This window comes from uncultured Alistipes sp., assembly GCF_949296715.1.
In the GTDB taxonomy this organism is placed as follows: domain Bacteria; phylum Bacteroidota; class Bacteroidia; order Bacteroidales; family Rikenellaceae; genus Alistipes.
In genome coordinates, this window is sequence record NZ_CASFQD010000038.1 from 30,124 (window position 1) to 55,135 (window position 25,012).

A 25,012-nucleotide genomic window follows, 5' to 3' on the forward strand; every position below is an offset into this window, starting at 1 on the left:
GTTTTGGTGAATAAATAAATTGTTGTTAGTTGTTAAACGTATATTTCACTTATCGACGGAAAACCGTTCCGTCAGATGATAATATCGGAATTGACATCCTCCCAGTCGTCGACACCGGGTTCGAAGCCGCCCCCGCTGCCCGGTTCGTCGGGCGGCTCGGGTATCTCGATCTCGTCGTCGAGCAACAGCCACTGGTGTTCGACGGCATCCGGTTCGGAGAACTTCGGCGTGATGTCGAACTCGTGCGACAGGGCGCGCCCGTCGCGCGTGAGGAAATCGAACGACACTTCGAGTTTGTTGTCCGCGTCGGGCAGCCGGCCGAACATGCCGAACGTGGTATAGATGACGGCCGTGTCGTCCGTGCGCGACGGATCGTCGCTGCGCCGCATTTCGAAATAGAGCGTCACGGGATCGTCTTCGTTGACACCTCCGTCGTGCAGGCGTGCCGAACCGGCGATGCCCGTGAGCAGCGACACGGCGGACGACACCCACTGGATGCCCTTGACCCGGATTTGCAGGTAGTAGGACTTCACGATGCTCTGCCCCGTGAAGTAGTCGCCCGACGCCGTGCGCAACGTATCTATATAGTCGCGCAGAGGAACATTGACCCCTTCGCAGCGTGCCACGATGAGGTGGTCGGGGTCGTAGACGATGCGCTCGTCGCCGCGGCTGCCGCGGCTGGGCAGGTTGTTGAGCAGGTGCGAGGCGATCTCGTTCGTATAGGCCTCGGCTCCTGCATAGGTATACTCGTTGCGCAGGATGGACGACGTCGTACCGAAGTTATAGGCCAGCAGATTGTACCGTCCGGGCTTCACGGAGATATACCCCTCGTAATAGTTGCCGCGTTCGTCGCTGCCCCGGTCGCGCAGGTAGCGTTCGGCGACGACCCGGTCGGTTGTCGGATCACTGAGCGTCACACGCAGGACATCGGGACTTTCATACTCCGGACGCGCATGGTTCTCGTTGTAGAATCCCGTCGTGACATTCTTCAACTCCTCGTCGATATAGACCCGGACATAGTGCAGGTCGGTAAGCTCGACCAGCGGACGGCGCTCGCAGCCCGCAAAGAGCGTACAGAGCAGCAGCGGAAGCAGGAGGGAGACAAGACGTTTCATCGCAGACCTCCTTTCTTCTTATTGATGAGCAGCGGCAGGACAAGCGATACCTCGACCTTCGTGGGGCCGAAATAGTGCCACGTGCCCGACTTCGCCCGGTCGCGGATCAGCAGTTCGTAGTCGTCCGTCGGGTTGTAGTGGCGGTGCGGGATGCGCGCATAGCCCGCCGAGATCGAAAATTCGATGTTGAGCCGTTTGCTCAGGGGCATGGCGTAACCGTAGGTCAGACCCACGCTGAAGAACTCGCCCTGGTAGCAGCCCGTGCGGTCGAACTGCAGGTCGAACTTGCCGCCCATGCCGTACAGGCCGAGGAACTGGCCCATGAGAGCGTCGCGCTGCACGCGCCGCGCGCTCGCGGGACGGGTCTCCGGGATGAACCACCAGCGGAACTCCCCGCCGAAGGAGAGGAACTGGAGGCAGTATTTGTTGTTGTCGCTCAACCACCACGGGCAATGGTGCTCGTAGAGAAGCGAGAACTTCTCGTTGAAGGGCACCTCGACGGCAAAGTTGACCGCCGTGGCGGCATCGTAGAGCAGGTTGGTCTTCAGCGCGACGATCGTGCGCTTGCCGGGTTCGGGAAGCGGGACGGCCGTCAGGGTCTCGGGACGGAAGGGCGTCGTGAAGCGGGGCTGGGGGTCGATCAGATCGGGGTCCGGAGCCTGCCACACGCAGATCCACGTCGCCAGACGCAGTCGCGGCATGTGTCGCCGTATAATATATTTATAGGTATAGCCGCCGTCGAGCTGTTCGAGACGCCACTTCTTCGTGTCGTTGCCCACCGGGGCATGCAGGATGGCGAGGACCTTTTCGCGGTCGTGACGGTGGTAGTTGGCCTGCAGTTCGGCTTCGAGACCCGCCCAGTTCTCCTCCATCGGGCGCAGCAGGATATTCTTCGGATCGAGCGCCGAACTGTCGGGCATGTGGGCGAGGATGTAGCCCTTGGCCGCCTCGGCACGCCGCTGCGAGAGCCACACGTTGCGGCGGTAGGCGCCCTCGGGCGAGGCGTAGGCGTAGATCGTGATGCTGTCGATGCGCGGCGAGCGGGCCAGGTAGTCGCAGATGCGCTTCATCTGCCAGCCGTTGTCGAGGTAGTTTTCGTCCAGGTCGATGCGGTCGCGCCAGTAGTAGAGCGCGAACGACTCCTGAATCACCTGGTTTCCCCGGTCATCGACTGTCCGCAACGAATCCGCATAGGCGGGGGGGGGAATTTCACCCTCTCCGCAGCGGTTCTCCGCCTGAACAAATGTCGGAAGCATCGCACATGTCAGCGCGATGACTGCCCAATGCAGCACTCCGTATCTTTTCTTTTCAACTCTCATATACATACTACGCATACGCATAGAGACGTCTCACCTTAGCGGCTTTCCTCCCGGAAATCCGCCCTGGCGCCTGAAAATACAATATCTGTTTTTACGATATGATGCAACAAAATTAATCAAAAAAGATCGAAAAACCAAATTTTTTATAACAAAAAATCCCCCCCCCTCACAAAAAACGCCCCTACAGCGCACTGTAGGGGCGTTTTTTGAAAAGCTATACGAAAACGGCCGCAGGTGGTACCGCAGTCGGACAGATCAATACCGGTAATGATCGGCCTTGTACGGACCCTCGACCGGCACGCCGATGTAGTCGGCCTGCTTGCGGGTCAGGTGCGTCAGTTCGACGCCGAGATTGTCCAGATGCAGCCGCGCGACCTCCTCGTCGAGGTGCTTCGGCAGGCGGTAGACACCCACCTCGAGGGGCTCCTGCCACAGCTCCATCTGAGCCAGGCACTGGTTCGTAAAGGAGTTCGACATAACGAACGACGGATGGCCCGTGGCGCAGCCGAGGTTCACCAGTCGGCCCTCGGCCAGCACGAAGATCGCATGTCCGTCGGGGAAGGTGTACTTGTCGACCTGCGGCTTGATGTTCGTCTTCACGGCGTCGGACTTCTCGAGCCGCGCCATCTGGATTTCGTTGTCGAAGTGGCCGATGTTGCAGACGATGGCCTGGTCGCGCATCCGCTGCATGTGCTCGAGCGTAATGATGTCGCAGTTGCCCGTGCACGTCACGTAGATGTTGCCCTCGGCGAGCGCACTCTCGACGGTCTTGACCTCGAAGCCCTCCATGGCTGCCTGCAGGGCGCAGATCGGGTCGATCTCCGTGACGATGACCCGCGCGCCGTAGGAGCGCATCGAGCGTGCGCATCCCTTGCCGACGTCGCCGTAGCCGCAGACGACGACCACCTTGCCGGCGATCATCACGTCCGTAGCCCGCTTGATGCCGTCGGCCAGCGATTCGCGGCAGCCGTAGAGGTTGTCGAACTTCGACTTCGTGCACGAATCGTTGACGTTGATTGCCGGGACGAGCAGCTCACCCGCCGCCTGCATCTGGTAGAGGCGGTGTACGCCCGTCGTGGTCTCCTCGCTCACGCCGCGCCACTCGGCCACTGTGCGGTGCCACTTGTCACCGTCCTCGGCCAGTATCTGCCTGAGCGTCGAGAGAATCACCTCCTCCTCGTAGGACGAGGGTTCGTAGTCGAGCGTCGAGGCGTCGTTCTCGGCCTTGTAGCCCTTGTGGATCAGCAGCGTGGCATCACCGCCGTCGTCGACGATCAGCTGCGGGCCCTTGCCGCCCGGGAACGACATCGCCATGGCCGTGCACCACCAGTACTCGGGCAGCGTCTCGCCCTTCCACGCGAAGACCGGCACCCCGGCGGCGGCGATGGCCGCGGCGGCGTGGTCCTGCGTCGAGAAGATGTTGCACGAGCACCAGCGCACGTCGGCACCCAGCTCGACGAGCGTCTCGATGAGGACGGCCGTCTGGATGGTCATGTGCAGCGAGCCCATCACCCGCACCCCCTTGAGGGGCTTCTTCGGGCCGTACTTGCGGCGCACGGCCATCAGACCGGGCATCTCGTGCTCGGAAATTTCGATCTCCTTGCGTCCCCACTCGGCCAGCGACATGTCGGCGACCTTGTAGGGAAGTGTCAAATCCAGAAACATAGTTTTACTTCTATTTGAAATTCATTTTGAGATTCATGATCTGCTCCTTGTCGCGCGCGATCTGTTCGCGCAGTTCCTCCACCGTATCGAAGCGGCGTTCGTCGCGCACCTTGCGCAGCAGGACGACCCGCACCTCACGACCGTAGAGCGAGCCCTCGAAGCCGAAAAGATGGGTTTCGAGGTGGCGCGGCGCCCCGCCGACCGAAGGGTTGCTGCCGAGGTTTGACATGGCGCGGTAACGCACCCCGCCGACCTCAACCACCGAGGCATAGACGCCGTCGGCCGCTTCGAGCCCCTCGTCGACGGCCAGGTTGGCCGTCGGGAAGCCCAGCTCGCGCCCCAGGCGCCGCCCGTGCTCGACAACGCCCCGGATCACCGCCACGGGAGCCGCATCGTCAGGCGCAATGTCAGGCGCGCTATCCGCATGCATCTCCCCAGCCGCGGGGCTGGCGGCCGCAGCGGCATTTCCGGCCGCCGTTTCGCAGCCGTCCGCCGCGGAAACTTCGGCTGCCGCGAAAACTTCGGCCTTCGCAGAAACCCCGTCCGCCGCGGACCTCCTGCTCGCCGCACCACGGCTCCCGGCATCGGGACATCCGGCGGCATCGAAACCGTCCCGCATGTCCTGCACACAACGGGATTCCTGCGCAGCGCTCCGTTCCATCAGATTTTCTCGGTGAGTTTGCGCACCAGCGTGAATTGCGAGAAGAACTCCTTGGCAAAGACGCGGATGACCGTATAGGAGGGGATGGCCAGCAGCATGCCGAGGATGCCGGCGAGCGACCCGGCGATGAGAATCACCAGAAAGACCTCCAGCGGGTGGGCCTTGACCCGCTCGGAGTAGAGCGTGGGCTGGACGACGAAGTCGTCGAGCCCCTTCAGAATCAGGAGCGACCCGGCGATGACGAAGGCCGTGTGGCCGACCGTCATACCCTCGATCGGGGTGATGATTCCCACAAAGACCGAGAAGATGCCGCCGATGAGCGGCCCGGCATAGGGCACGACATTCATCACGCCCATGACCAGCCCGATGAATGCGGCGTCGGCCGCCGTCATGCCGAAGGCCATCATCACCAGCGTGACGGCCACCATGAGCATCAGGCTCTCCGAGAGGATGCCCGTAAAGTAGCGCGACAGCAGCACCGTGACCGAATCGAGCGCGCGGGTGATGTTGTCGTGGTAACGCTCCGGGAAGACGGACGTGACCATCGTGTAGAACAGCCCGTCGTCCTTGAGGAAGAAGAAGGTGATGAACGAAATCGAGAAGAGGGCGATGACCGACGAGACCACGACGCCGACGACCGACGAGAAGAGCCGGTTGATCGAGTCCATGTCGACGACCTGACGGAAAAGGGAGGCCAGCTCGTCCGAGAGCGAGAAGCTGCTCTCGGAGAGGGCAAAGAGGGTCTGCAGGTCACGCTGCACACGGGCGATGGGTTCGCCGATGCTGTTGACGACCGATGCGAAGTCGACGGTCGAGAACTGGTTGATCTTGTTGAAGACCAGCGGCACGAAGAGCGAGCCGCAGAGCGCGAAGACGGCCCAGATGACCACGAGGGTCACCAGCGCCGCAAGCCAGCGCGGCACGCGCCATCCGCGCACATGCAGCGCCGCAAGGCGCTTGACCAGCGGACGCCCCATGACGGCCAGCACGGCCGAGACGAGGATGTAGACGACGATCGACGAGAAATACCACACCAGGAAGAGCACGGCCGCGGCAACGGCCGCGCCCGCGATGAACTTCAGGAAGGTCTGGGGTGTCGCTTTCATCGCCGCAGGATCAATTTTCCGCCGCTACCGGCTTGCGCAGGCGCGCGATGGGGGTCTGCGATCCGATGGTCGGGTCGCCGATCTCGACCAGCAGCTCGCTCTCCTTGGGGATGAGCACGTCGACCCGCGAGCCGAACTTGATGAAGCCGCAGACGCTGTTCTGCTCCACGGGCTCGCCCGGCTTCATGTAGGAGACGATGCGGCGGGCGATGAGCCCCGCGATCTGGCGGAAAAGCACCGGCTGCCCCGACGCCATGCGCACGACGGTCGTCGTGCGTTCGTTCTCCGTCGAGGACTTGGGATGCCACGCCACGAGGAAGCGCCCCGGATGGTATTTGAAGTACTCCACCTTGCCGCCCACGGGGACCCAGTTCATGTGGACGTTCGTGATGGACATGAAGATCGAAATCTGGAGCATCTCCTGCTTGAGGTACTCGTTCTCCATGACGACCTCCGTGACGACCACGCGGCCGTCGCACGGGGCGAAGACCAGGTCGGCATCGTGGATGCGCACGCGGCGCGGCTCGCGGAAGAAGGCCACGATGAAGAACCAGAAGAGCAGCAGGAATACCGTACCGCCCCACAGCAGCATGTTGGCGGCGTCGTTCAGGAGCAGGCGGTAGAAGCCCCACCAGATCAGCACGCAGACAACGCCCGAAATAAAGATGATCTTGTATCCTTCCTTATTGATTCTCATAACTCGACGGAGTTTGCGGTTTCAGATTCACATGACGGACCACAGGTAGACGACCACGAAGGGAGCCGAGAGCAGCATGGCGTCGAAGCGGTCCAGGATGCCTCCGTGGCCCGGGATGAGCGCGCCGGAATCCTTGACGCCGGCCGCACGCTTGAACATCGACTCCACCAGATCACCCAGCACACCCGTGACGGAAGCGACGAGCGCCAGCCCGGTCCAGATCCACCACGCCTCGCCCAGGCAGTGCGAAGCGACGTATCCCACGATGACGGCCCCGGCCACGCCGCCGAAGAACCCCTCCCAGGACTTCTTGGGCGAGAGGCGCTCGAAGAGGCGGTGCCGCCCGAAGGTCATGCCCACGAGGTAGGCGAAGACGTCGTTGGCCCAGATGATGAAGACGAAGAAGAGCATCGCCCACGGGTTCCATTCGTAGCGCCCCACGAAGGGGATGTAGCACATGAGCGTCAGCGGCAGGGCCACGTAGCAGACACCCAGCAGCGTCAGTCCGACATTCGCCGCGGGGTTCTCGCCCTTGCGGTAGAGCTCGCAGACGAGCATCAACGGCAGCAACAGCAGCAGGAAGGCCATGCATGCGGCCATCATCGGCCGCATGGTTCCCGTCACGTCGACACTTCCCGTGAGGAAGGCGAAGTTGACCAGGAAGAGCGCCACGCCGGCAACCAGACCGATCAGCCGCTGGGGACGGTCGCCCCGCGCCTCGGCCAGCGCGTAGAATTCGTGCATGCCGCCGACGAGCAGCACCAGCAGCAGTGCGCCGAAGCTCCACTGCGACCAGACGATGGCCCCGAGGACCACCGCCGCCAGTACGATTCCGCTCAACGTGCGGACCGCGAGATTCTTCATCTTGTCTGTCATTATCAGGCAATCAGGTTAGAGGGTTGTCGCTCTTACTTCTCCCCGGCCGAGGGTGCATCCTCCGCCCGGTCGGCCGCTCCGGAGCTCTTTCCGGACGTCGTCTCCGACGCAGCGGCCGGTGCGGCAGAGGCCGCATCACCCGCCGGGACATTATCCGGCCGGCGCTCCGCCTCGGCCGTCTTCGCAGCCTTCTCCGCCTCGCGGCGCTCGCGCTCGATATCCTTCCTGCGCTTGCCGAAGATGCGCTCGACATCCTCGGTGAAGACCACCTCGCGCTCGAGCAGCAGCTCGGCCAGCTGCTTCAGTCCGTCGGCATGCTCGCGCAGCACCTTCTCGGCCATGGCGTAGGCCTTGGCGATGAGCGCCTTGGCCTCGGCGTCGATCTGCTGCGCCGTCAGTTCCGAATAGGGTTTCGTGAAGGCCATGTCGCTCTGGCCCGTCGAGTCGTAGTACGAGAGCGTGCCGACGGCCTCGCTCATGCCGTAGTAGGCGACCATGGCGTAGGCCTGCTTCGTGACGCGCTCCAGGTCGTTGAGCGCCCCGGTCGACACCTGTCCGAAGGTCAGCTGCTCCGACACGCGCCCGCCGAGCGTGGCGGCCAGCTCGTCCATGATCTGCTCGCGCGTGGTGATCTGCCGCTCCTCGGGCAAGTACCAGGCGGCGCCCAGCGCCTTGCCGCGCGGGATGATCGTCACCTTGATGAGCGGATTGGCATTCTCGAGAATCCAGCTTACCGTGGCGTGGCCCGCCTCGTGGTAGGCGATCACGCGCTTCTCCTCGTCGGAGATGATCTTGTTCTTGCGCTCCAGACCGCCGACGATGCGGTCGATCGCCGCGAGGAAGTCCTCCTTCGAGATGAACTTCTTGTTGTGGCGGGCAGCGATGAGCGCCGCCTCGTTGCAGACGTTGGCGATGTCGGCGCCCGAGAAGCCGGGGGTCTGGCGCGCCAGGAACGTGCGGTCGAGCTCCGGATCGAGCTTCAGCGGCCGCAGGTGCACCTCGAAAATCTCCTCGCGCTCCTTGACGTCGGGCAGCCCCACCTCGATCTGCCGGTCGAAGCGGCCCGCACGCATGAGCGCCTTGTCGAGGATGTCGGCGCGGTTCGTCGCCGCCAGCACGATGACACCCGTATTGGTCTGGAAGCCGTCCATCTCCGTGAGGAGCTGGTTGAGCGTATTTTCGCGTTCGTCGTTGCCGGAGAAGCCCGCATTCTTGCCGCGCGCGCGGCCGATGGCGTCGATCTCGTCGATGAAGACGATGCACGGGGCCTTCTGCTTGGCCTGCTCGAAGAGGTCGCGCACGCGCGAGGCGCCCACGCCCACGAACATCTCCACGAAGTCCGAGCCCGAGATCGAGAGGAACGGCACGTTCGCCTCGCCCGCCACGGCCTTGGCCAGCAGCGTCTTGCCCGTACCCGGAGGGCCTACGAGCAGCGCGCCCTTCGGAATCTTGGCGCCCAGCTCGCGGTACTTGTCCGCCTTGCGGAGGAAGTCGACGATCTCCATGATCTCGACCTTGGCCTCCTCCAGACCGGCCACATCCTTGAAGGTCACGCGCTTGGAATTGTCCTTGTCGAAGACCTGCGCCTTGGCCTTGCCCACGTTCATGATGCCGCCGCCCGCACCGCCTCCGGCGCCGCGCGACATCGAGCGCATGATGAAGAACCACACGCCGATGATGAGCACCCACGGCAGCAGGTTGACCAGAATATTGGTCCAGTCGCTGGTCTTGTTCTCGTAGACGACCGGGACCTGGCGGCCCGACACCTGCTCGGCGGCCTTCAGGTCCTCGCGGAACGAATCCACCGAACCGATATTGAAGACCAGCTGCACGCCCTTTTCGGGCATGCGGCGGAAGCGCTTGTCATTCGCGTCGGTACGGTATTTCTTCACGGCCTCCTTCTTGAGGTAGACCTGCGCCTGGTCGCGGTTGACGACCTCGATCTTCTCCACCTCGCCGGCCTCGACCATCTGCCCGACGGTCATCCAGTCGCTCTGCAGGGGCGTGTCGTCCGACTGCCCGAAGAGCGCCCAGCCGATAATCAGGGCGCCGAGCACGCCGTAGACCCACATGAACGAGGGCCGCGGCATATTCACTTTGGGTTTGCTGTTATTTCCTTTCGTCATCATGTTCTTCTCCTATTCTTCGTATTCGTAACGCTGCATGGGGGCGTCGGCCCACAGCTCCTCCAGGCGGTAGAAGCTGCGCAGTTCGGTCTGGAAGATGTGCACCACGACATCCACATAGTCCATGGCGATCCACAGGGCGTTCTGCTGCCCCTCGATGCGCCAGACCTTCTCGCCGAGCACCTCGAGCACCTTCTCCTCGATGCCCGCGGCGATGGCGGCCACCTGCGTCGTGGAGTCCGCATTGCAGACCACGAACTTCGAACAGATGGCGCCGTCGAATCCCGAGAGGTCCAACGATACGATGTTCTTTCCCTTCTTATCTTCAATCGCGCTGACGATCGTTTCGATCAGTTTGTCCATAAAATTCCTTTCAATACGTGTCTATAACCTTGCAAAGGTACGAAATAGAATTAAGATTTGAAAATTACACGTCAAGAAATAGCACCAAATAGCACCCGCAGCGCCGAATCTGCAAAAAAAGCGGCGTCCCGGAGTACGAGGCGCCGCATGTCGGAAGAGCCTGCCGGCCGCGGTCAGACGCCCGCCGGCGCGGCATGCGCCATGATCGTATCGGTGAGGGCCTTGATGATCGACCCCTTGACGTAGGTGCGGCGCACGGCCACGGCGATCTTGCGCGACGTGGCACCCTTGGCCAGGGTCTTGAGCCGGTCGCGCCGGTCGGCGGGGATGTACTCGATGGCCATCTCGGGAATGATCGTCAGGCACGCCGTGCAGTCGACGATGCGCATGAGCGTGTCGAGCGACCCCGACTCGAAGGAGAAGTGCGACGGCATCTCGCGCTTGGCCTGGCACAACTCGATGATCTGGTCGCGCATGCAGTTGCCGGCGCTCAAAATCACGAGGTCCTTCAGGTCGATGTCCTCGATGCGGATGTTCTGCCGCTCGTAGAGCGGGTTCTCGGGCGAGACATAGGCGTAGAAGCGGTCGTTGAAGAGCTCCTGCTCCTGGATGCCCTCGCCGCACGTGCCGCTGGCCACGAGCGCCGCGTCGATGCGGTCGCGCTTGAGTGCCGAGACGATGTCGGAGGTGATCATCTCCGAAATCTCCAGCTCGACCTTCGGGTAGTCGCGCACGAAGGCCGGGATGAACTTGTGCAGCAGGTAGGGGGCGATTGTCGGGATGACCCCGAGGCGCAGCTTGCCGGCCGTCTCGCCCTTGAGTTCGGTCACCGCCTCGCGGATGCAGTTGTAGGCCTTGAGCGTCTCGCGGGCGCGGTCGAGCACCACGACGCCCGCCTCGGTCGGAATCACGGGTTTCTTCGAGCGGTCGAGCAGCACCACGCCCAGTTCCTCCTCGAGGGCCTTGACCTGCATGCTCAACGAGGGTTGCGTCACGAAGCAGTGTTCGGCCGCCAGCGAAAAACTGCCGCAGTTGGCCACGGCCAACAGGTATTCGAGCTGGATGATTGTCATAAAAGGTAACTATTTCGGCAGACGAAAATATAAAAAATACCGATAATCGACAACTTTTTCCGCAACCGTGGCGGGATTTTCGCATGTGTTTGTGCGATTTGTACTATATTTGCCGATTATCGGAACATATTTGCATTGTACAACACAACCACACCGCATACCATGAAAAAAATCATCCTCACCGGCGACCGCCCCACGGGACGCCTCCACCTGGGCCACTACGTGGGCTCGCTGCGCCGCCGCGTCGAGTTGCAGAACTCGGGCCAGTACGACAAGATATTCATCATGATTGCCGACGCACAGGCCCTTACGGACAATGCCGACAACCCCGAAAAGGTGCGCCAGAACATCATCGAGGTGGCCCTCGACTACCTCTCGGCCGGGCTCGACCCCGCGCGTTCGACGCTCTTCATCCAGTCGCAGGTGCCGGAGTTGTGCGAGCTGGCCTTCTACTACATGAACCTCGTGACCGTGCAGCGCCTGCAGCGCAACCCGACGGTCAAGGCCGAGATTCAGCTCCGCGGCTTCTCCGAGAGCGCGGCCGAGGGCGACACGACGCAGCGCCAGGGCATCCCCGTGGGCTTCTTCACCTACCCCATCAGCCAGGCGTCGGACATCACGGCCTTCAAGGCCACGACCGTCCCGGCGGGCGAGGACCAGGAGCCGATGATCGAGCAGACGCGCGAGATCGTCCACAAGTTCAACGCCGTCTACGGGCCGACGCTCGTCGAGCCGCAGATCCTGCTGCCCGAGAACGCCGTCTGCCTGCGTCTGCCGGGTACGGACGGCAAGGCCAAGATGTCGAAGTCGCTGGGCAACTGCATCTACCTCTCGGACACGGCCGACGAGGTCAAGAAGAAGGTCATGGGCATGTACACCGACCCGGACCACCTGCGCGTCGAGGACCCGGGCAAGGTCGAGGGCAACACGGTCTTCACCTACCTGGACGCCTTCTGCACGCCGGAGCACCTGGCCAAATACGCACCCGACTACGCCACGCTCGACGACCTGAAGACCCACTACCGCCGCGGCGGCCTGGGCGACGTGAAGGTCAAGCGGCTGCTCATCGCCGTGCTGAACGAGGTGCTCGACCCGATCCGCGAACGCCGCCATTACTACGAGGCGCGCATCGAGGAGGTCTACAAGGTGCTCGAGGAGGGCTCGGCCGTGGCCCGCGCCGCAGCGGCCGAGACGCTCGCCGAAGTACGCAACGCCATGCGCATCAACTACTTCGAGGACAAGGAGCTGATCGCCGAGCAGGCACGCCACTACGCCGCCCGCCAGTAACCGACAATCCGCAGCGACGATGAGATTTCCGCGTGCCGACCGGCTCTACGCCCTGTTCCTGCGCCTGACGCGGCGCCTGTCGAACAGCCAGATGATGATGCTTCTGGCCGTCGTGGTCGGCGTGCTCGCGGGGCTGGGCACCTACTTCTTCGAAATCCTGCTCTACGCCATCAAGAACGGACTGACGCGCTGGTTCCCTGTGGACAGCGCCCACTTCCTCTACCTGATCTACCCCGTCGTGGGCATCATCCTCGCGTCGCTCTTCGTCCGCTACATCGTCCGCGACAACATCTCCGAAGGGGTGACGCGCGTGCTCTACGCCATGTCGAGCCGCAACTCGCGCATCGCCCCCCACAACTGCTGGACCTCGGTCGTCGGCGGCGCCACGACCATCGGATTCGGCGGTTCGGTGGGTCCCGAGGCCCCGATCGTGCTGACGGGCGCCGCCATCGGCTCGAACATCGGCCGGCTCGCCCGCCTCAACTACAAGCACACGACGCTGATGCTCTGCTGCGGCGCCGGCGCGGCCCTCGCCGCGATCTTCAAGGCCCCGATCACAGGCGTGGTCTTCGTGCTGGAGATTCTCATGCTCGACATCACGGCCGGGTCGGTCATCCCGCTGCTGATCTCCTCGATCACCGCCACGACGATGGCCTTCATGCTGCGGGGCTTCGACCCGATCATCGCCGTGACGCTCGCCCCCGAGGACGCCTTCGAACTGTGGCAGATTCCGCTCTTCATCCTGCTGGGCGTCTGCTGCGGACTGATGGCCTGGTACTTCACCTCGATGAACACGCGCGTCATCAACTTCTTCGGACGCTTCGACAGGCCCTACAAGAAGTGGATCGTCGGCGGCACCGTGCTGGGCATCCTGATCTTCATCTTCCCGCCCCTCTACGGCGAGGGATACGAGGGCTTCACGTCGCTCATGCACGGCAACACGCAGCAACTCTTCGACAGTTCGCTCTTCTACCGCTTCCGCGACATCGACTGGGTGGTGATCCTCTTCGTCATCGCCACGATGTTCTTCAAGGTCATCGCCATGGCTTCGACCAACGCCGCGGGCGGCGTGGGCGGTACGTTCGCGCCGTCGCTCTTCGTCGGCGCCTTTACGGGCGCGACGCTGGCGCTCGTCTGCAACGCCCTCTTCCACTGGAACGTCCCCGTCGCGTCGTTCACGCTCGTGGGCATGGCGGGCGTCATGGCCGGGGTGATGAACGCACCGCTGACGTCGATCTTCCTGATCGCCGAACTCTCGAGCGGCTACGGGCTCTTCATCCCGCTGATGATCACCGCCTGCATCTCCTTCGCCGTGAACTACTACCTCGACCCCGACTCGATCTACACCAAAAAACTGCGCGAGAAGGGCGAGCTGCTGACCCACGACAAGGACCAGTCGGTCTTCGTCTTCCTGAAGCTCGAGGAGCTCATGGAGACCGACTTCCTGCGCATCCGCGAGAACTTCACGCTGGGCGACATCATCCACATCATCTCGACGGCGCGCCGCAACATCTTCCCCGTGATCGACAACTTCGGCCGGCTGATCGGCATCGTGCAGCTGGACGACCTGCGCAAGGACATGTTCAAGCGCGAGAAGTACGGACAGCCGATCTCGGACTACATGATCCAGCCGCCCGACCGCATCCTCGAGCACGAGTCGATCCAGAGCATCCTCCCGAAGTTCGAGGACAGCCACACGTGGATGCTGCCCGTCGTCGACAAGCAGAACCATTACCTGGGCTTCATCTCCAAGTCGCGCATCCTGAACGCCTACCGCGAGCAGCTGGTGCGCATCCAGCAGTAACCGCCGGCCGGATGCCGCGGGGAGGGGCGGAGCGGCAGCCGCCGCGCAACGCCCGCCCGCGAAGGACCGGCCCGAACCCTGTTCCAACCCGCAAAACCCGAACGCCATGAATGCTTCAGACCCGACCCGACACGACCTGCCCGACTGGTGCGACGAACTCGACTGCGCCGTCACGCGCTGCGACACCGAAGGCACGGTTCTCTACCAGAATGCCCGCTCGATCGCCGTGAACGGCGACGTAAGGGGCCGTTCGCTCCTCCCCTGCCACAACGGCCGCTCGCGGGAGATCATCCGCCGCCTGATCGAGACGGGCGGACGCAACGTCTACACGATCGAGAAGTGCGGCGTGCGCAAGCTCATCTACCAGACCGCATGGCGCGAGGAGGGCGTTGTGCGCGGCCTTGTCGAGTTCTCGATGGAGCTTCCCGACGCCATGCCCCACTACGTGCGGAGCTGATTTTTTGTCGCGTTTACTTGTAATTTTGTAAAGTTTATTTTACATTTGCAGCAGCAGACGGGAGCAGTGCGCACCTCCGGCAGTCTGCATGAACCGACAAAACACCATTCGCCATGAACAAAAACCTGCTGCTGCCCCACGCCTTCAAGAAGATCGGGTGGGTGCTGTTTCTGCCGACCCTGCTGCTCGGCCTGCTGATGGCCGTCGACGGCTTCAACGGCTTCAACGGCTTCCCTTCGTTTCTGCGGACCGGCCCCTACTCGGAGAGCGCCGCGCGCATCTGGAACAACATCGTCCTCGTGGGCATCCTCCTCGGGGTGCTCTTCATCTGCTGCTCGCGCGAGCGCGTGGAGGACGAGCTCATCGGCCGCATCCGCCTCAACGCGCTGCTCGCGGCACTCTACCTGACGACCGGCATCGCCGTTGTCAGCGCCCTGCTGCTCTACGACGTGGCCTACCTCTACTTCATGATCTTCAACCTGGCGCTGCTGCCCGTGCTCTTTCTGCTGATCGAGCGGGTCATGCTGTGGCGGTTGAGAAAGGAGGTCCCGCATGAAGAATAGCCTCCGTGTCGCCCGCGCCGAGGTGCGCATGACACAGCAGCAGCTGGCCGACGCCGTCGGGGTGAGCCGCCAGACGATCAACGCCATCGAGAGCGGGAAGTTCGTCCCCTCGACGGTGCTGGCGCTGAAGATCGCCCGCTGCTTCGGCAAGGCCGTCGAGGCCATTTTCCAGCTCGAGGAGGGCGAATAGGCCGCCCGGCCCGGCAACGGGGCGAGCCCTCTGCCCGGGCGCCGCACCGCCGCATCCGAAGGCCGCGGCACAGGACCATCCGCATGCCGGGCTGTAAAATCAAGCGTCCCCGCCGCAAATGTCGCGACGGGGACGCTCTCCATTATATATAGGTTTATTGGGGGCTGATTCGGGCAGAGCCGCCTGGAAGGCGTTACTCCACGAGCCACTCCGTGCCCTTCGGGCAGGAGCGGAAGATTGTCGTGCGGTCGGCATACGATGCCGCTTCATCCGCCGTCAAGGCATGGCAGTAGGCCGACGTCGAGGCGAAGGATGCGCCGTTGCGCACAAGGCCGTACTCGCGCCATCCGGCCGTGGCCGTTGCGGCCGAGGGGTTGGGAACCGGGCTGGAGTACCACCCCTGCGACGAGAGGTGGTCGCCGACGGTGCAGTCGACGAAGACGACGTTGTCGTAGTAGTCGGCGCTGCCGCTCGACCGGGCGAAGTAGACCGCGCTGCCGTTGCTGCCGTCGGCCTCGGTCAGGTCGCAGCCGAGGAAGACGAAGCCCTTGGCCGTGCGCTCCAGACAGCGGGCCTGCACGAGGTAGCCGCCGTTCACCGAGCGGATTTCGCACGCCTCGAAGAGCACCGTGGCGGGCGATCCCCAGATGAAATCGACGTCACCGGCCACCAGGCAGTCGTAGAACCAGCCGTATCCCTTCAGGTTGAGCGTATCCTGCGCCCCGAGGATGTCGCAGCCGACGAAGACCAGGCGGCCCGTGCCGTTGTTGTCGTTGTTGTAGAGCGCCTCGGCCTGGCTGCCCGAGCCGTGCGTATTCTCAAGCGTGAGGTTCTCGAAGCGCAGCATGTCGCAGTTCTCGACGAGCATCACGGCCCGGCCGCCCGACGCCCCGATCTCGGCGCCCAATGCAGGACGCGTCGAGGTGCCGCCGCCCACGCCCGAAGCGTAGAGCTCGCAGTTGTCGTAGCGGATGACGGTCCCCTCGCGGCTCTCGCCGCGCAGCGTCACGTTGTTGTTGTTGCGCAGGTAGAGCTGCTCCTCGTAGATGCCGTTGCGGATGTCGATCACGACGGCCTGGTCGCGGCCGCATTCGTAGGCATAGTCCAGCGCCGCCTGCACGGTGCGGAAGTCGCAGCCGCTTTCGCCCACCGTCACGGCCGAGCGCGACGCGGGGGCCGACTTGGTCGTGAAGTTCCACTCGCCGGCGGCCACCCCTTCGAAGCCTTTGGCCACGATGGCGTCGGCGTCGATCACGACCGTATAGGTCGCGTCGTACTCCAGCACGCCGTAATGGGGCTTGATCGTAACGCGGTTGCCCTCGATGCGCACGGGGTCATAATGGACGATGCGGTAGCGGCCCAGCGCCGGGGTGCCGATGGCATCCATCGCCGTCGTGAAGAGCGACGTCTTGACCAGCTGCGGCACGCCGTCCGCCACGGCTGCCACATCGGCCATGTCGATGCGGTCGACCTCCGCGCCATCGGCTCCGAAGATGCGGATCAGACCCGAGGTACCAAGCGAGGGCGTCGCTGTCCTGAACTCCAGCGTAAGATAGGTGTCGCGATAAGCGCCCGTGCCGGCGGGCGCAGCCGTATAGATTTCATTCTCGACGACGGGAGGCTCCGCGGGGAGCTCGACCTCGTTGTCATCCTCGTTGTCGTCCCCGCCCCCTCCGGGCGTTACGGGGTCGTCGCCTCCGCCACAGGCGAGACACAGCGCCGCAACCATCAGCAACGGCCATTTCCAAAGGTTCTCGATTTTCATATCGGTCAGCATGTGTTGGTTTTCTCGACGCAAAATTACGCACACCACGCCGCCCGGACATGGAAAAAACGTCAAAAGTCGGGGATTATCCGCCAAAACGGCCCCGCGGGAACAAGCGCACACAAAAAATCCGGACCGGCAGACTGCTGCCGGTCCGGAGATATCAGTCCCCCCGGGAGCGGATCAGAGCTTGATATCGTAAATCTGGATCACGCCCGCCAGTTTCCCGGCGTCGTCCGTTACGAGCAGCGAGGTGACCTTGTTGCGGGTCATCATCTTCTCGGCCTCGATCAGCTTGGCGCTTGCGGCGATGCTCTTCGGGTGCGGCGTGGCGATGTCGGCAGCCTTGATGTTGAAGAACTCCGCCCGGCGGCGCTCCATCGCGCGGCGCACGTCACCGTCCGTCACGATGCCTTCGATGCGGTCGCCCTCGCAGATGATGATAAGCCCCAGCCCGCCCTTCGAGATGGCGTGGATCATATCCGTGGCCGAGCAGTCGGGCGCCACGACGGGCAGGTCGTGCGAGCGCATGACGTTGCCCACGGTCATCAGCAGGCGGCGGCCCAGACTGCCGCCCGGATGCAGGCGCGCGAAGTCGACGCTCGTGAAGCCGCGCAGCTGCATGAGCGACACGGCCAGCGCATCGCCCATGGCGATTTGCGCCGTGGTCGACGAGGTGGGTGCCAGATGCAGGATGCAGGCCTCCTCGCGCACCGCCACGTCGAGGTGCACGTCCGAGTTCTTGGCCAGCGCCGAATCGGCATGTCCCGTCATCGAGATGAGCCGGTTGCCGTTCGAATGGATGAAGGGGACGATCTTCAGGATTTCGTCCGTTTCGCCCGAATAGGAGAGCGCCAGGACGACATCCTCCTTCGAGATCATGCCCAGGTCGCCGTGGAAGGCCTCGCCCGGGTGGAGGAAGAAGCTCGGAGTACCCGTCGAGGCGAGCGTCGCGGCGATCTTGCGGCCCACGAGGCCCGACTTGCCCATGCCCGTGACGATGCACTTCCCGCGGCAGGCGAGAATCAGCTCCACGGCGGCGACGAAGCTGTCGCCGAGCGTCTCTTCGAGGTGTTTGAGCGCCAGCATCTCGGTGTGCATGGCCTTGCGGGCCACGGCGAGAATCTGCGCCTTGTTCGTATCGGTCATGATATGAGGGTTTTGATGAGGTTCTCCAGATCGTCGAGCCGCAGCATGTTCGGGCCGTCGCTCAACGCGCGGTCCGGATCGGGGTGCACTTCGAAGAAGAAAGCGTTGGCCCCGAAGGCCCGTGCGGCGAGCGCCATCGCGGGGACGAACTCGCGGTTGCCGCCCGTCTTGCCGCCCGCGGCGCCGGGACGCTGCACCGAGTGCGTGCAGTCCATCACGACCGTCTGCGCGATGCGCAGCATGTCGGGGATGTTGCGGAAATCGACCACGAGGTTGTTGTAGCCGTAGATGTTGCCCCGCTCGGTGAGCCACACCTCCGCGGCACCGGCCTCGCGCGCCTTCTCGTAAGGGTACTGCATGTCGGCCCCCGAGAGGAACTGCGCCTTCTTGATGTTGACCGTGCGGCCGGTCTTCGCCGCGGCGACGAGCAGGTCGGTCTGCCGACAGAGGAAGGCCGGAATCTGGATGACGTCGACCACCTCGCCCACGGGCGCGGCCTGCCACGACTCGTGGATGTCGGTCAGCAGCCGCAGGCCCCACTTCGCCTTCACGTCGGCGAGCATCTGCAACCCCCGCTCGAGGCCGGGGCCGCGGAACGAGGCGATCGACGTGCGGTTGGCCTTGTCGAACGAGGCCTTGAAGATGATCTGCGTGCCGAGCGTGCGGTTGATCGCAACGAGGCGTTCGGCCACGGCGTCGAGCAGCTCGGCCGACTCGATGACACAGGGTCCGGCAATGAATTTCATGGTCGTCATAGGTTGTATTCGGGATGTTGTTCGAGGAACTTCTCGGCACGCACCAGGTCCTCGGGCGTGTCGATGCCGACGGTCTCGACGTCGGTCACGCCCACGCCGATGCGGTAGCCGTTCTCGAACCAGCGCAGCTGCTCGAGCGACTCGGCCAGCTCGAGCGGCGACTGCGGCAGCGCGGTCACGGCGCGCAGCACCTCGCGGCGGAAGGCGTAGAGTCCGATGTGCTTGTAGAAGGTATGGCGCGCGAGCCACTCCTCGCGGGGCACGCCCCGCAGGTAGGGGATGACCGAGCGCGAGAAGTAGAGCGCCCGCGATGCGGCATCGAGCACCACCTTCGGCGAGTTGGGATTCTCGAGCGCCGCGAGCCCGTCCGCCGCGGCGAAGGGCTTGACGAGCGTGGCGATGTCGGTCGCCGGGTCGTCGAAGCAGCGCTTCACCGTCTCGATCTGCGAGGCGCAGATGAAGGGTTCGTCGCCCTGCACGTTGACCACGACGTCGTAGTCGCGCCCCTGCCGGCAGTAGGCCTCCCAGCAGCGGTCCGTGCCGCTGCGGTGCGCCGGCGAGGTCATCTCGGCCCTGCCGCCGAAGGCCAGCACGGCGTCGCGGATGCGCTCGTCGTCCGTCGCGACGACGGCATCGTCCAGCACGTCCGCCACCTGCCTGTAGACCCGTTCGATGACGGTCCTGCCGCCTAGCCGCGCCAGCGGCTTGCCCGGGAAGCGCGTCGAGGCGTAACGCGCCGGAATGATCGCTATGAATTTCATCGGTTTCTCCTTTTTGCGGCCCGGAGCGTTACTCCAGCGCCAGTTTCAGCACCTCGTCGTTCGTGCGCACGTAGTGGAACGTCAGCCCCTCGATGTACTCGGGCTTGATCTCGGCGATGTCCTTGCGGTTCTCCTCCGAGAGGATCAGCTCCGTGATGCCGGCGCGCTTCGCCGCGAGAATCTTCTCCTTGACCCCGCCCACGGGCATGACGCGGCCGCGCAGCGTCGTCTCGCCCGTCATGGCGATGCGCTCTTTGACCTTGCGTCCCGTGTAGGTCGAGACAATCGACGTGACCATCGTGATGCCCGCCGACGGGCCGTCCTTCGGGATGGCACCCTCGGGCACGTGGATGTTGATGTCGTTCGTCTCGAAGAGCTTGGGGTCGATCCCCAGCTCGCGGTAGTGGGCCATGACCCACTCGTGGGCAATCGTCGCCGACTCCTTCATCACGTCGCCCAGGTTGCCCGTCAGGCTCACCTTGCCCTTGCCGGGCGTCAGGCACGACTCGATGTAGAGGATGTCGCCGCCGACCTCGGTCCAGGCCAGTCCCGTGACGACGCCCGTCATGCCGCCCACCTCGTACTCCTCCTTGAGGAACTTCGGCATGCCGAGGATCTTCTCCAGATCGGCGGGGAGAATCTCCGGCGTGAAGGCCTCGTCGAAGGCGATCTGACGCGCCCGGGCCCGGGCGATCTTCGCCAGGTGCTTGTCCAGCGAGCGGACACCCGCCTCGCGCGTGTAGCCGGAGATGATCTGCTCGACGACCTCCGGCGTGAGGGTCAGTTCGTGTTCCCTGATGCCGTGGGCCTCGCGCTGCTTGGGCAGCAGGTGGTCCAGGGCGATGCGTATCTTCTCCTCGAGCAGGTAGCCCGGGATGTTGATCATCTCCATGCGGTCGCGCAGCGCCGGGGCGATGTTCGCCACGTTGTTGGCCGTGGCGATGAAGAGCACCTTCGACAGGTCGTACTCCATGTCGATGTAGTTGTCGTGGAAGGTGGTGTTCTGCTCCGGGTCGAGCACCTCGAGCAGGGCGCTCGACGGGTCGCCGTGGTTCGAGACGGTCACCTTGTCGACCTCGTCGAGGATGATGACCGGGTTCGACGAGCCGCAGCGCTTGATCGTCTGGATGATGCGGCCCGGCATGGCGCCGATGTAGGTGCGGCGGTGTCCGCGGATCTCCGACTCGTCGTGCAGACCGCCCAGCGAGATGCGGCCGAACTTGCGGCCCAGCGCCGCGGCCACGGACTTGCCCAGCGAGGTCTTGCCCACGCCCGGAGGGCCGTAGAGGCAGAGGATCGGAGATTTCAGGTCGCCCTTGAGCTTGATGACGGCCAGGTGCTCCAGAATGCGGTCCTTGACCTCGTCGAGCCCGAAGTGGTCGCGGTCGAGCTGCTCGCGGGCGCAGCGCAGGTCGAGGTTGTCCTTCGTCACGTCGTTCCACGGCAGCTCGAGCAGCAGCTGCAGGTAGGTCATCTGCACCGAATATTCGGCCACGGCGGGGTTCAGCCGCTCGACCTTCTGCAACTCCTTCTCGAAGGTTTCGCCCACCTCCTTGGGCCAGTTCTTCTTTTTGGCCTGCTCGCGCATGCGCTCGATGTCGGCATCGACGCCGTCGCCCAGCTCGTCCTGGATCGTGCGCATCTGCTGCTGGAGGTAGTAGTCGCGCTGCTGCTTGTCGATCTCCTGCTTGACGCGCTCCTGAATCTGATTCTTGAGCTCGGCCAGCTGCTGCTCGCGGATCAGTATCTCGAGCAGCTTGCGCGCCCGGGCCAGCAGCCCCGGCGCCTCGAGCAGCGACTGACGGTCCTCGTCCGAGAGCTCCATGTTCGAGCAGATGAAGTTGATGATGCCCCGCTTCGAGTCGATGTTCTTGATGGCGAAGGCCGCCTCCTTGGGCATCGACGGCGAGACGTTGATGATGCCGAGCGCCACGTCGCGGATCGAATCCACGAGGGCCTCGAACTCGATGCTCTTCATGTCGGGCGAGGTGTCGCGCAGCGCCGTGACGCGGGCCTTGAAGTAGGGCTCCACGGAGACGTACTCGCGGATTTCGATCTTCTCCAGACCGTTGAGTATCACCGTCAGGTTGCCGTTCGGCATTTCGAGTATCTTGATGATGCGCGCCGCGGTGCCGACCTTGTACATGTCGTCCGGCGCGGGGTCCTCGACCTCGCTTTCGCGCTGCAGCACGGCGCCCAGGATGCCGCCTTCGGCGTTCACGGCCCGCACGAGCGAAATGCTCTTGTCGCGGCCCACCGTGATGGGCGTGATGGCGCCCGGGAAGAGCACCGACGAGCGCAGCGTGAGGATGGGTATGATTTCGGGGACTTCGACCTCCTCCACGGGTTCGTCCCCGCCCGTTACGATGGGGATGACGCGGTGTTTGCCGTCGAGCAGCTCGGGGACAAGGTTCATGTCGTCGACCTCGACGGTTTCGATCTTATCTTTCTCGTTCATATTCCTTGCTAATACGATATATAATGTCGCAAAGGTAACGATTTTTCACGGATTTTATTTTAACTTTGACAGAATGTTGATAACTTTGCATCCCTGAATTTCCTAAGCAAAACACTACGTCCTATGCAAATCGCAGACAAATACGCGCCGCAACAGATCGAGGCGAAATGGTACGACTACTGGGTCTCGCACCGGCTTTTCCACTCGGAACCCGATGAAAGAGAGCCTTATACGATCGTTATTCCGCCCCCCAACGTCACCGGCATCCTGCACATGGGACACATGCTCAACAACACGCTGCAGGACGTGCTGATCCGCCGCGCCCGCATGTCGGGCAAGAACGCCTGCTGGGTCCCCGGCATGGACCACGCCTCGATCGCCACGGAGGCCAAGGTCGTGGCGATGCTCCGCGAAAAGGGCATCGAGAAGTCGTCGCTCTCGCGCGAGGAGTTCCTCCGCTACGCCTGGGAGTGGAAGGAGAAGTACGGCGGCGTGATCCTCAAGCAGCTGCGCAAGCTGGGCGCCTCGTGCGACTGGGAGCGCACCTGCTTCACGATGGACGACGCCCGCACCGAAGGGGTCATCCAGGTCTTCTGCGACCTCTACGAGAAGGGGCGCATCTACCGCGGCGTGCGCATGGTCAACTGGGACCCCGCGGCACAGACCGCCCTCTCGGACGAGGAGGTCGTCTTCAAGGAGTCGCACGGCAAGCTCTACTACCTGCGCTACCTGGTCGAGGGCTCCGACCGCGCGATCATCGTCGCCACGACGCGTCCCGAGACCATTCTGGGCGATACGGCGCTCTGCGTCAACCCCGAGGACGAGCGCTACCAGTGGCTGCCCGCCGACGCCCGCGTCATCGTGCCGCTCGTCGGCCGCTCGATCCCGGTGATCCGCGACACCTATGTCGACATCGAGTTCGGTACGGGCGCCCTGAAGGTGACGCCGGCCCACGACGTGAACGACTACATGCTCGGCGAGAAATACGGGCTCGAGACGATCGACATCTTCAACGACGACGGCACGATCAACGACAAGGTCGGCATGTACGTCGGCGAGGACCGCTTCGACGTGCGCCGCAAGATCGAGGGCGACCTGGCCGCCGCCGGGCTGCTCGAGAAGACCGAGGAGTACACGAACAACGTCGGCTACTCGGAGCGCACGGGCGTGGCCATCGAGCCGAAGCTCTCGATGCAGTGGTTCCTCTCGATGAAGGAACTGGCCGAACCCGCCACGAAGGCCGTCATGGAGGAGGCGATCCGCTTCGTGCCGGAGAAGTACCGCAACATCTACCGCTACTGGATGGAGAACATCAAGGACTGGTGCATCTCGCGCCAGCTCTGGTGGGGGCAGCGCATCCCGGCCTACTACCTGCCCAAGGGCGGTTTCGTCGTGGCCCCGACGGCCGAGGAGGCGCTCGCGAAGGCCCGCGCCAGGAGCGGCGACGCCTCGCTGCAGCTCTCGGACCTGCGGCAGGACGAGGACGTGCTCGACACGTGGTTCTCGTCGTGGCTCTGGCCCATCTCGGTCTTCGACGGCATCCGCCATCCGCACAACCCCGAAATCGAATACTACTACCCGACCAACGACCTGGTGACGGCTCCCGACATCATCTTCTTCTGGGTCGCCCGCATGATCATGGCCGGATACGAATACCGCGGCGAAAAGCCCTTCTCGAACGTCTACTTCACGGGCATCGTGCGCGACAAGATCGGCCGCAAGATGTCCAAGCAGCTGGGCAACTCGCCCGACCCGCTGGAGCTGATCGCCCAGTACGGCGCCGACGGCATGCGCATGGCGATGCTCATCTCCTCGTCGGCCGGCAACGACGTGATGTTCGACGAGGCGCTCTGCGAGCAGGGGCGCAACTTCTGCAACAAGATATGGAATGCCTACCGCCTCGTCAACGGCTGGAGCGTCGACGCAAACCGCAGCCAGGGCGAGACCGAGCGTTCGGCCGTCGAATGGTTCGAGCAGGCGCTCGCCCGCTCGCTGCGCCAGATCGACGAGGAGTTCCGCTCGTACCGCATCTCGGAGGCCTTCAAGGAGGCCTACCGCCTCTTCTGGGACGACTTCAGCGGCCAGTACCTCGAGATGGTCAAGCCCGCCTACGGCGAGCCGGCCGATGCGGCGACGATGGCCTCCACGCGCGCCTTCTTCGACGCGCTGATGCGGCTGCTGCACCCCTTCATGCCCTTCGTCACGGAGGAAATCTGGCAGGCGCTCGCACCCCGCGGCGAGGGCGAGTCGATCTGCGTGGCCCCGATGCCGCAGCCCGCGGAGGAGAAGCCCGGCGTGCTGGCGCGCTTCGAACTGGCGCGCGAGGTCATCACGGCGGTGCGCAGCGTCCGCAACCAGAAGAACCTCCCGCAGAAGGAGACGCTCGTCCTCGAAGTGATCCGCGACGAGAACTACCCCGAGGAGTACGCCCCGCTGATGCGCAAGATGGCCAACCTCTCGTCGATCGACTTCATCACGGAGAAGGACCCCGCGGCCGCGGCCTTCCTCGTCAAGACGACGCAGTACTTCGTGCCGATGGCCGGCAAGATCGACACCGAGGCCGAGATCAAAAAGCTCTCGGACGACCTGGCCTACTACGAAGGCTTCCTCGCCTCGGTGATGAAGAAGCTCTCGAACGAGCGCTTCGTGCAGTCGGCGCCCGAGAAGGTCGTCGCCAACGAGCGGGCCAAGCAGGCCGATGCCGAAGCCAAGATCGCGGCGCTCAAGGAGCAGATCGCGGCACTGAAATAGACGACACCGGCGAATCGGCAGGAAGCGGGAAAGGTCCGGCTTCCTGCCGGTTTCGTGCAGAGACCGACGCA

21 protein-coding genes are annotated in these 25,012 nt (G+C 63.6%); 6 read left to right on the forward strand and 15 right to left on the reverse strand.

Features of this window, described 5'->3' with window-relative positions; all coding sequences use genetic code 11:
- Nucleotides 1–71: 71 nt before the first annotated feature.
- From Q1Y33_RS05685 to Q1Y33_RS05730, 10 genes are all read right to left on the reverse strand, one after another.
- Complete coding sequence (locus Q1Y33_RS05685) at nt 72–1,115, reverse strand: DUF5119 domain-containing protein (protein WP_300798778.1); 1,044 nt, start codon at nt 1,113–1,115, stop codon at nt 72–74.
- Nucleotides 1,112–2,266 carry a DUF3575 domain-containing protein gene (locus tag Q1Y33_RS05690; RefSeq protein ID WP_300798779.1) on the reverse strand — a complete coding sequence of 385 codons (1,155 nt, stop codon included), beginning with the start codon at nt 2,264–2,266 and terminating at the stop codon, nt 1,112–1,114. The genes Q1Y33_RS05685 and Q1Y33_RS05690 overlap by 4 nt, the downstream gene beginning before the upstream one ends.
- Before the next feature lie 423 nt (nt 2,267–2,689).
- Nucleotides 2,690–4,099, reverse strand: a complete 1,410-nt coding sequence (gene ahcY, locus Q1Y33_RS05695; protein ID WP_300798780.1) for an adenosylhomocysteinase — start codon at nt 4,097–4,099, stop codon at nt 2,690–2,692.
- Nucleotides 4,100–4,109: 10 nt separating this feature from the next.
- Nucleotides 4,110–4,529 carry a riboflavin kinase gene (locus Q1Y33_RS05700; RefSeq protein ID WP_300798781.1) on the reverse strand — a complete coding sequence of 140 codons (420 nt, stop codon included), beginning with the start codon at nt 4,527–4,529 and terminating at the stop codon, nt 4,110–4,112.
- A gap of 230 nt (nt 4,530–4,759) precedes the next feature.
- Nucleotides 4,760–5,866 carry an AI-2E family transporter gene (locus tag Q1Y33_RS05705; RefSeq protein ID WP_300798782.1) on the reverse strand — a complete coding sequence of 369 codons (1,107 nt, stop codon included), beginning with the start codon at nt 5,864–5,866 and terminating at the stop codon, nt 4,760–4,762.
- A 10-nt stretch (nt 5,867–5,876) separates the two neighbouring features.
- On the reverse strand, nt 5,877–6,563 hold the full coding sequence (locus Q1Y33_RS05710) for a phosphatidylserine decarboxylase family protein (protein ID WP_300798783.1): 687 nt from the start codon (nt 6,561–6,563) through the stop codon (nt 5,877–5,879).
- Nucleotides 6,564–6,590: 27 nt separating this feature from the next.
- Nucleotides 6,591–7,427: a phosphatidate cytidylyltransferase gene (locus Q1Y33_RS05715; protein ID WP_300798784.1), complete on the reverse strand. Its 837-nt coding sequence runs from the start codon at nt 7,425–7,427 to the stop codon at nt 6,591–6,593.
- A 44-nt stretch (nt 7,428–7,471) separates the two neighbouring features.
- Nucleotides 7,472–9,565, reverse strand: coding sequence for an ATP-dependent zinc metalloprotease FtsH (ftsH, locus tag Q1Y33_RS05720; protein ID WP_300798830.1), 2,094 nt, complete (start codon nt 9,563–9,565; stop codon nt 7,472–7,474).
- A gap of 12 nt (nt 9,566–9,577) precedes the next feature.
- Nucleotides 9,578–9,928 (reverse strand): ribosome silencing factor, encoded by a 351-nt coding sequence (gene rsfS / locus Q1Y33_RS05725; RefSeq protein WP_300798785.1) that lies wholly within the window; start codon nt 9,926–9,928, stop codon nt 9,578–9,580.
- Between the two features lie 173 nt (nt 9,929–10,101).
- On the reverse strand, nt 10,102–11,001 hold the full coding sequence (locus Q1Y33_RS05730) for a hydrogen peroxide-inducible genes activator (protein ID WP_300798786.1): 900 nt from the start codon (nt 10,999–11,001) through the stop codon (nt 10,102–10,104).
- Nucleotides 11,002–11,163: 162 nt separating this feature from the next.
- On the opposite strand from Q1Y33_RS05730, the gene trpS reads away from it, so the two are divergent.
- The 5 genes from trpS (at nt 11,164) to Q1Y33_RS05755 (ending at nt 15,302) form a co-directional block, all read left to right on the forward strand.
- Nucleotides 11,164–12,288 (forward strand): tryptophan--tRNA ligase, encoded by a 1,125-nt coding sequence (gene trpS / locus Q1Y33_RS05735; RefSeq protein WP_300798787.1) that lies wholly within the window; start codon nt 11,164–11,166, stop codon nt 12,286–12,288.
- A gap of 19 nt (nt 12,289–12,307) precedes the next feature.
- Nucleotides 12,308–14,092 (forward strand): chloride channel protein, encoded by a 1,785-nt coding sequence (locus Q1Y33_RS05740; RefSeq protein ID WP_300798788.1) that lies wholly within the window; start codon nt 12,308–12,310, stop codon nt 14,090–14,092.
- 106 nt (nt 14,093–14,198) lie between these two features.
- Nucleotides 14,199–14,549, forward strand: coding sequence for a PAS sensor protein (locus tag Q1Y33_RS05745; RefSeq protein WP_300798789.1), 351 nt, complete (start codon nt 14,199–14,201; stop codon nt 14,547–14,549).
- Nucleotides 14,550–14,662: 113 nt separating this feature from the next.
- Nucleotides 14,663–15,112 (forward strand): hypothetical protein, encoded by a 450-nt coding sequence (locus Q1Y33_RS05750; RefSeq protein WP_300798790.1) that lies wholly within the window; start codon nt 14,663–14,665, stop codon nt 15,110–15,112.
- Nucleotides 15,102–15,302, forward strand: coding sequence for a helix-turn-helix transcriptional regulator (locus tag Q1Y33_RS05755; RefSeq protein ID WP_300798791.1), 201 nt, complete (start codon nt 15,102–15,104; stop codon nt 15,300–15,302). The genes Q1Y33_RS05750 and Q1Y33_RS05755 overlap by 11 nt, the downstream gene beginning before the upstream one ends.
- A 193-nt stretch (nt 15,303–15,495) precedes the next feature.
- On the opposite strand, the gene Q1Y33_RS05760 is transcribed toward Q1Y33_RS05755, so the two are convergent.
- The 5 genes from Q1Y33_RS05760 to lon form a co-directional block, all read right to left on the reverse strand.
- Entirely contained in the window at nt 15,496–17,067 is a 1,572-nt protein-coding gene (locus Q1Y33_RS05760) for a pectinesterase family protein (RefSeq protein ID WP_300798792.1), read from the reverse strand.
- A gap of 183 nt (nt 17,068–17,250) precedes the next feature.
- Nucleotides 17,251–18,216 carry a KpsF/GutQ family sugar-phosphate isomerase gene (locus Q1Y33_RS05765; RefSeq protein WP_300798793.1) on the reverse strand — a complete coding sequence of 322 codons (966 nt, stop codon included), beginning with the start codon at nt 18,214–18,216 and terminating at the stop codon, nt 17,251–17,253.
- Nucleotides 18,213–18,962: a 3-deoxy-8-phosphooctulonate synthase gene (gene kdsA, locus Q1Y33_RS05770; RefSeq protein ID WP_300798794.1), complete on the reverse strand. Its 750-nt coding sequence runs from the start codon at nt 18,960–18,962 to the stop codon at nt 18,213–18,215. The genes Q1Y33_RS05765 and kdsA overlap by 4 nt, the downstream gene beginning before the upstream one ends.
- Before the next feature lie 5 nt (nt 18,963–18,967).
- Entirely contained in the window at nt 18,968–19,732 is a 765-nt protein-coding gene (kdsB, locus tag Q1Y33_RS05775; RefSeq protein WP_300798795.1) for a 3-deoxy-manno-octulosonate cytidylyltransferase, read from the reverse strand.
- Nucleotides 19,733–19,760: 28 nt separating this feature from the next.
- On the reverse strand, nt 19,761–22,190 hold the full coding sequence (gene lon, locus Q1Y33_RS05780) for an endopeptidase La (protein WP_300798796.1): 2,430 nt from the start codon (nt 22,188–22,190) through the stop codon (nt 19,761–19,763).
- Between the two features lie 123 nt (nt 22,191–22,313).
- Between lon and Q1Y33_RS05785 the strand changes: the two genes are divergently transcribed.
- Entirely contained in the window at nt 22,314–24,941 is a 2,628-nt protein-coding gene (locus Q1Y33_RS05785) for a valine--tRNA ligase (protein ID WP_300798797.1), read from the forward strand.
- Nucleotides 24,942–25,012 lie beyond the last annotated feature (71 nt).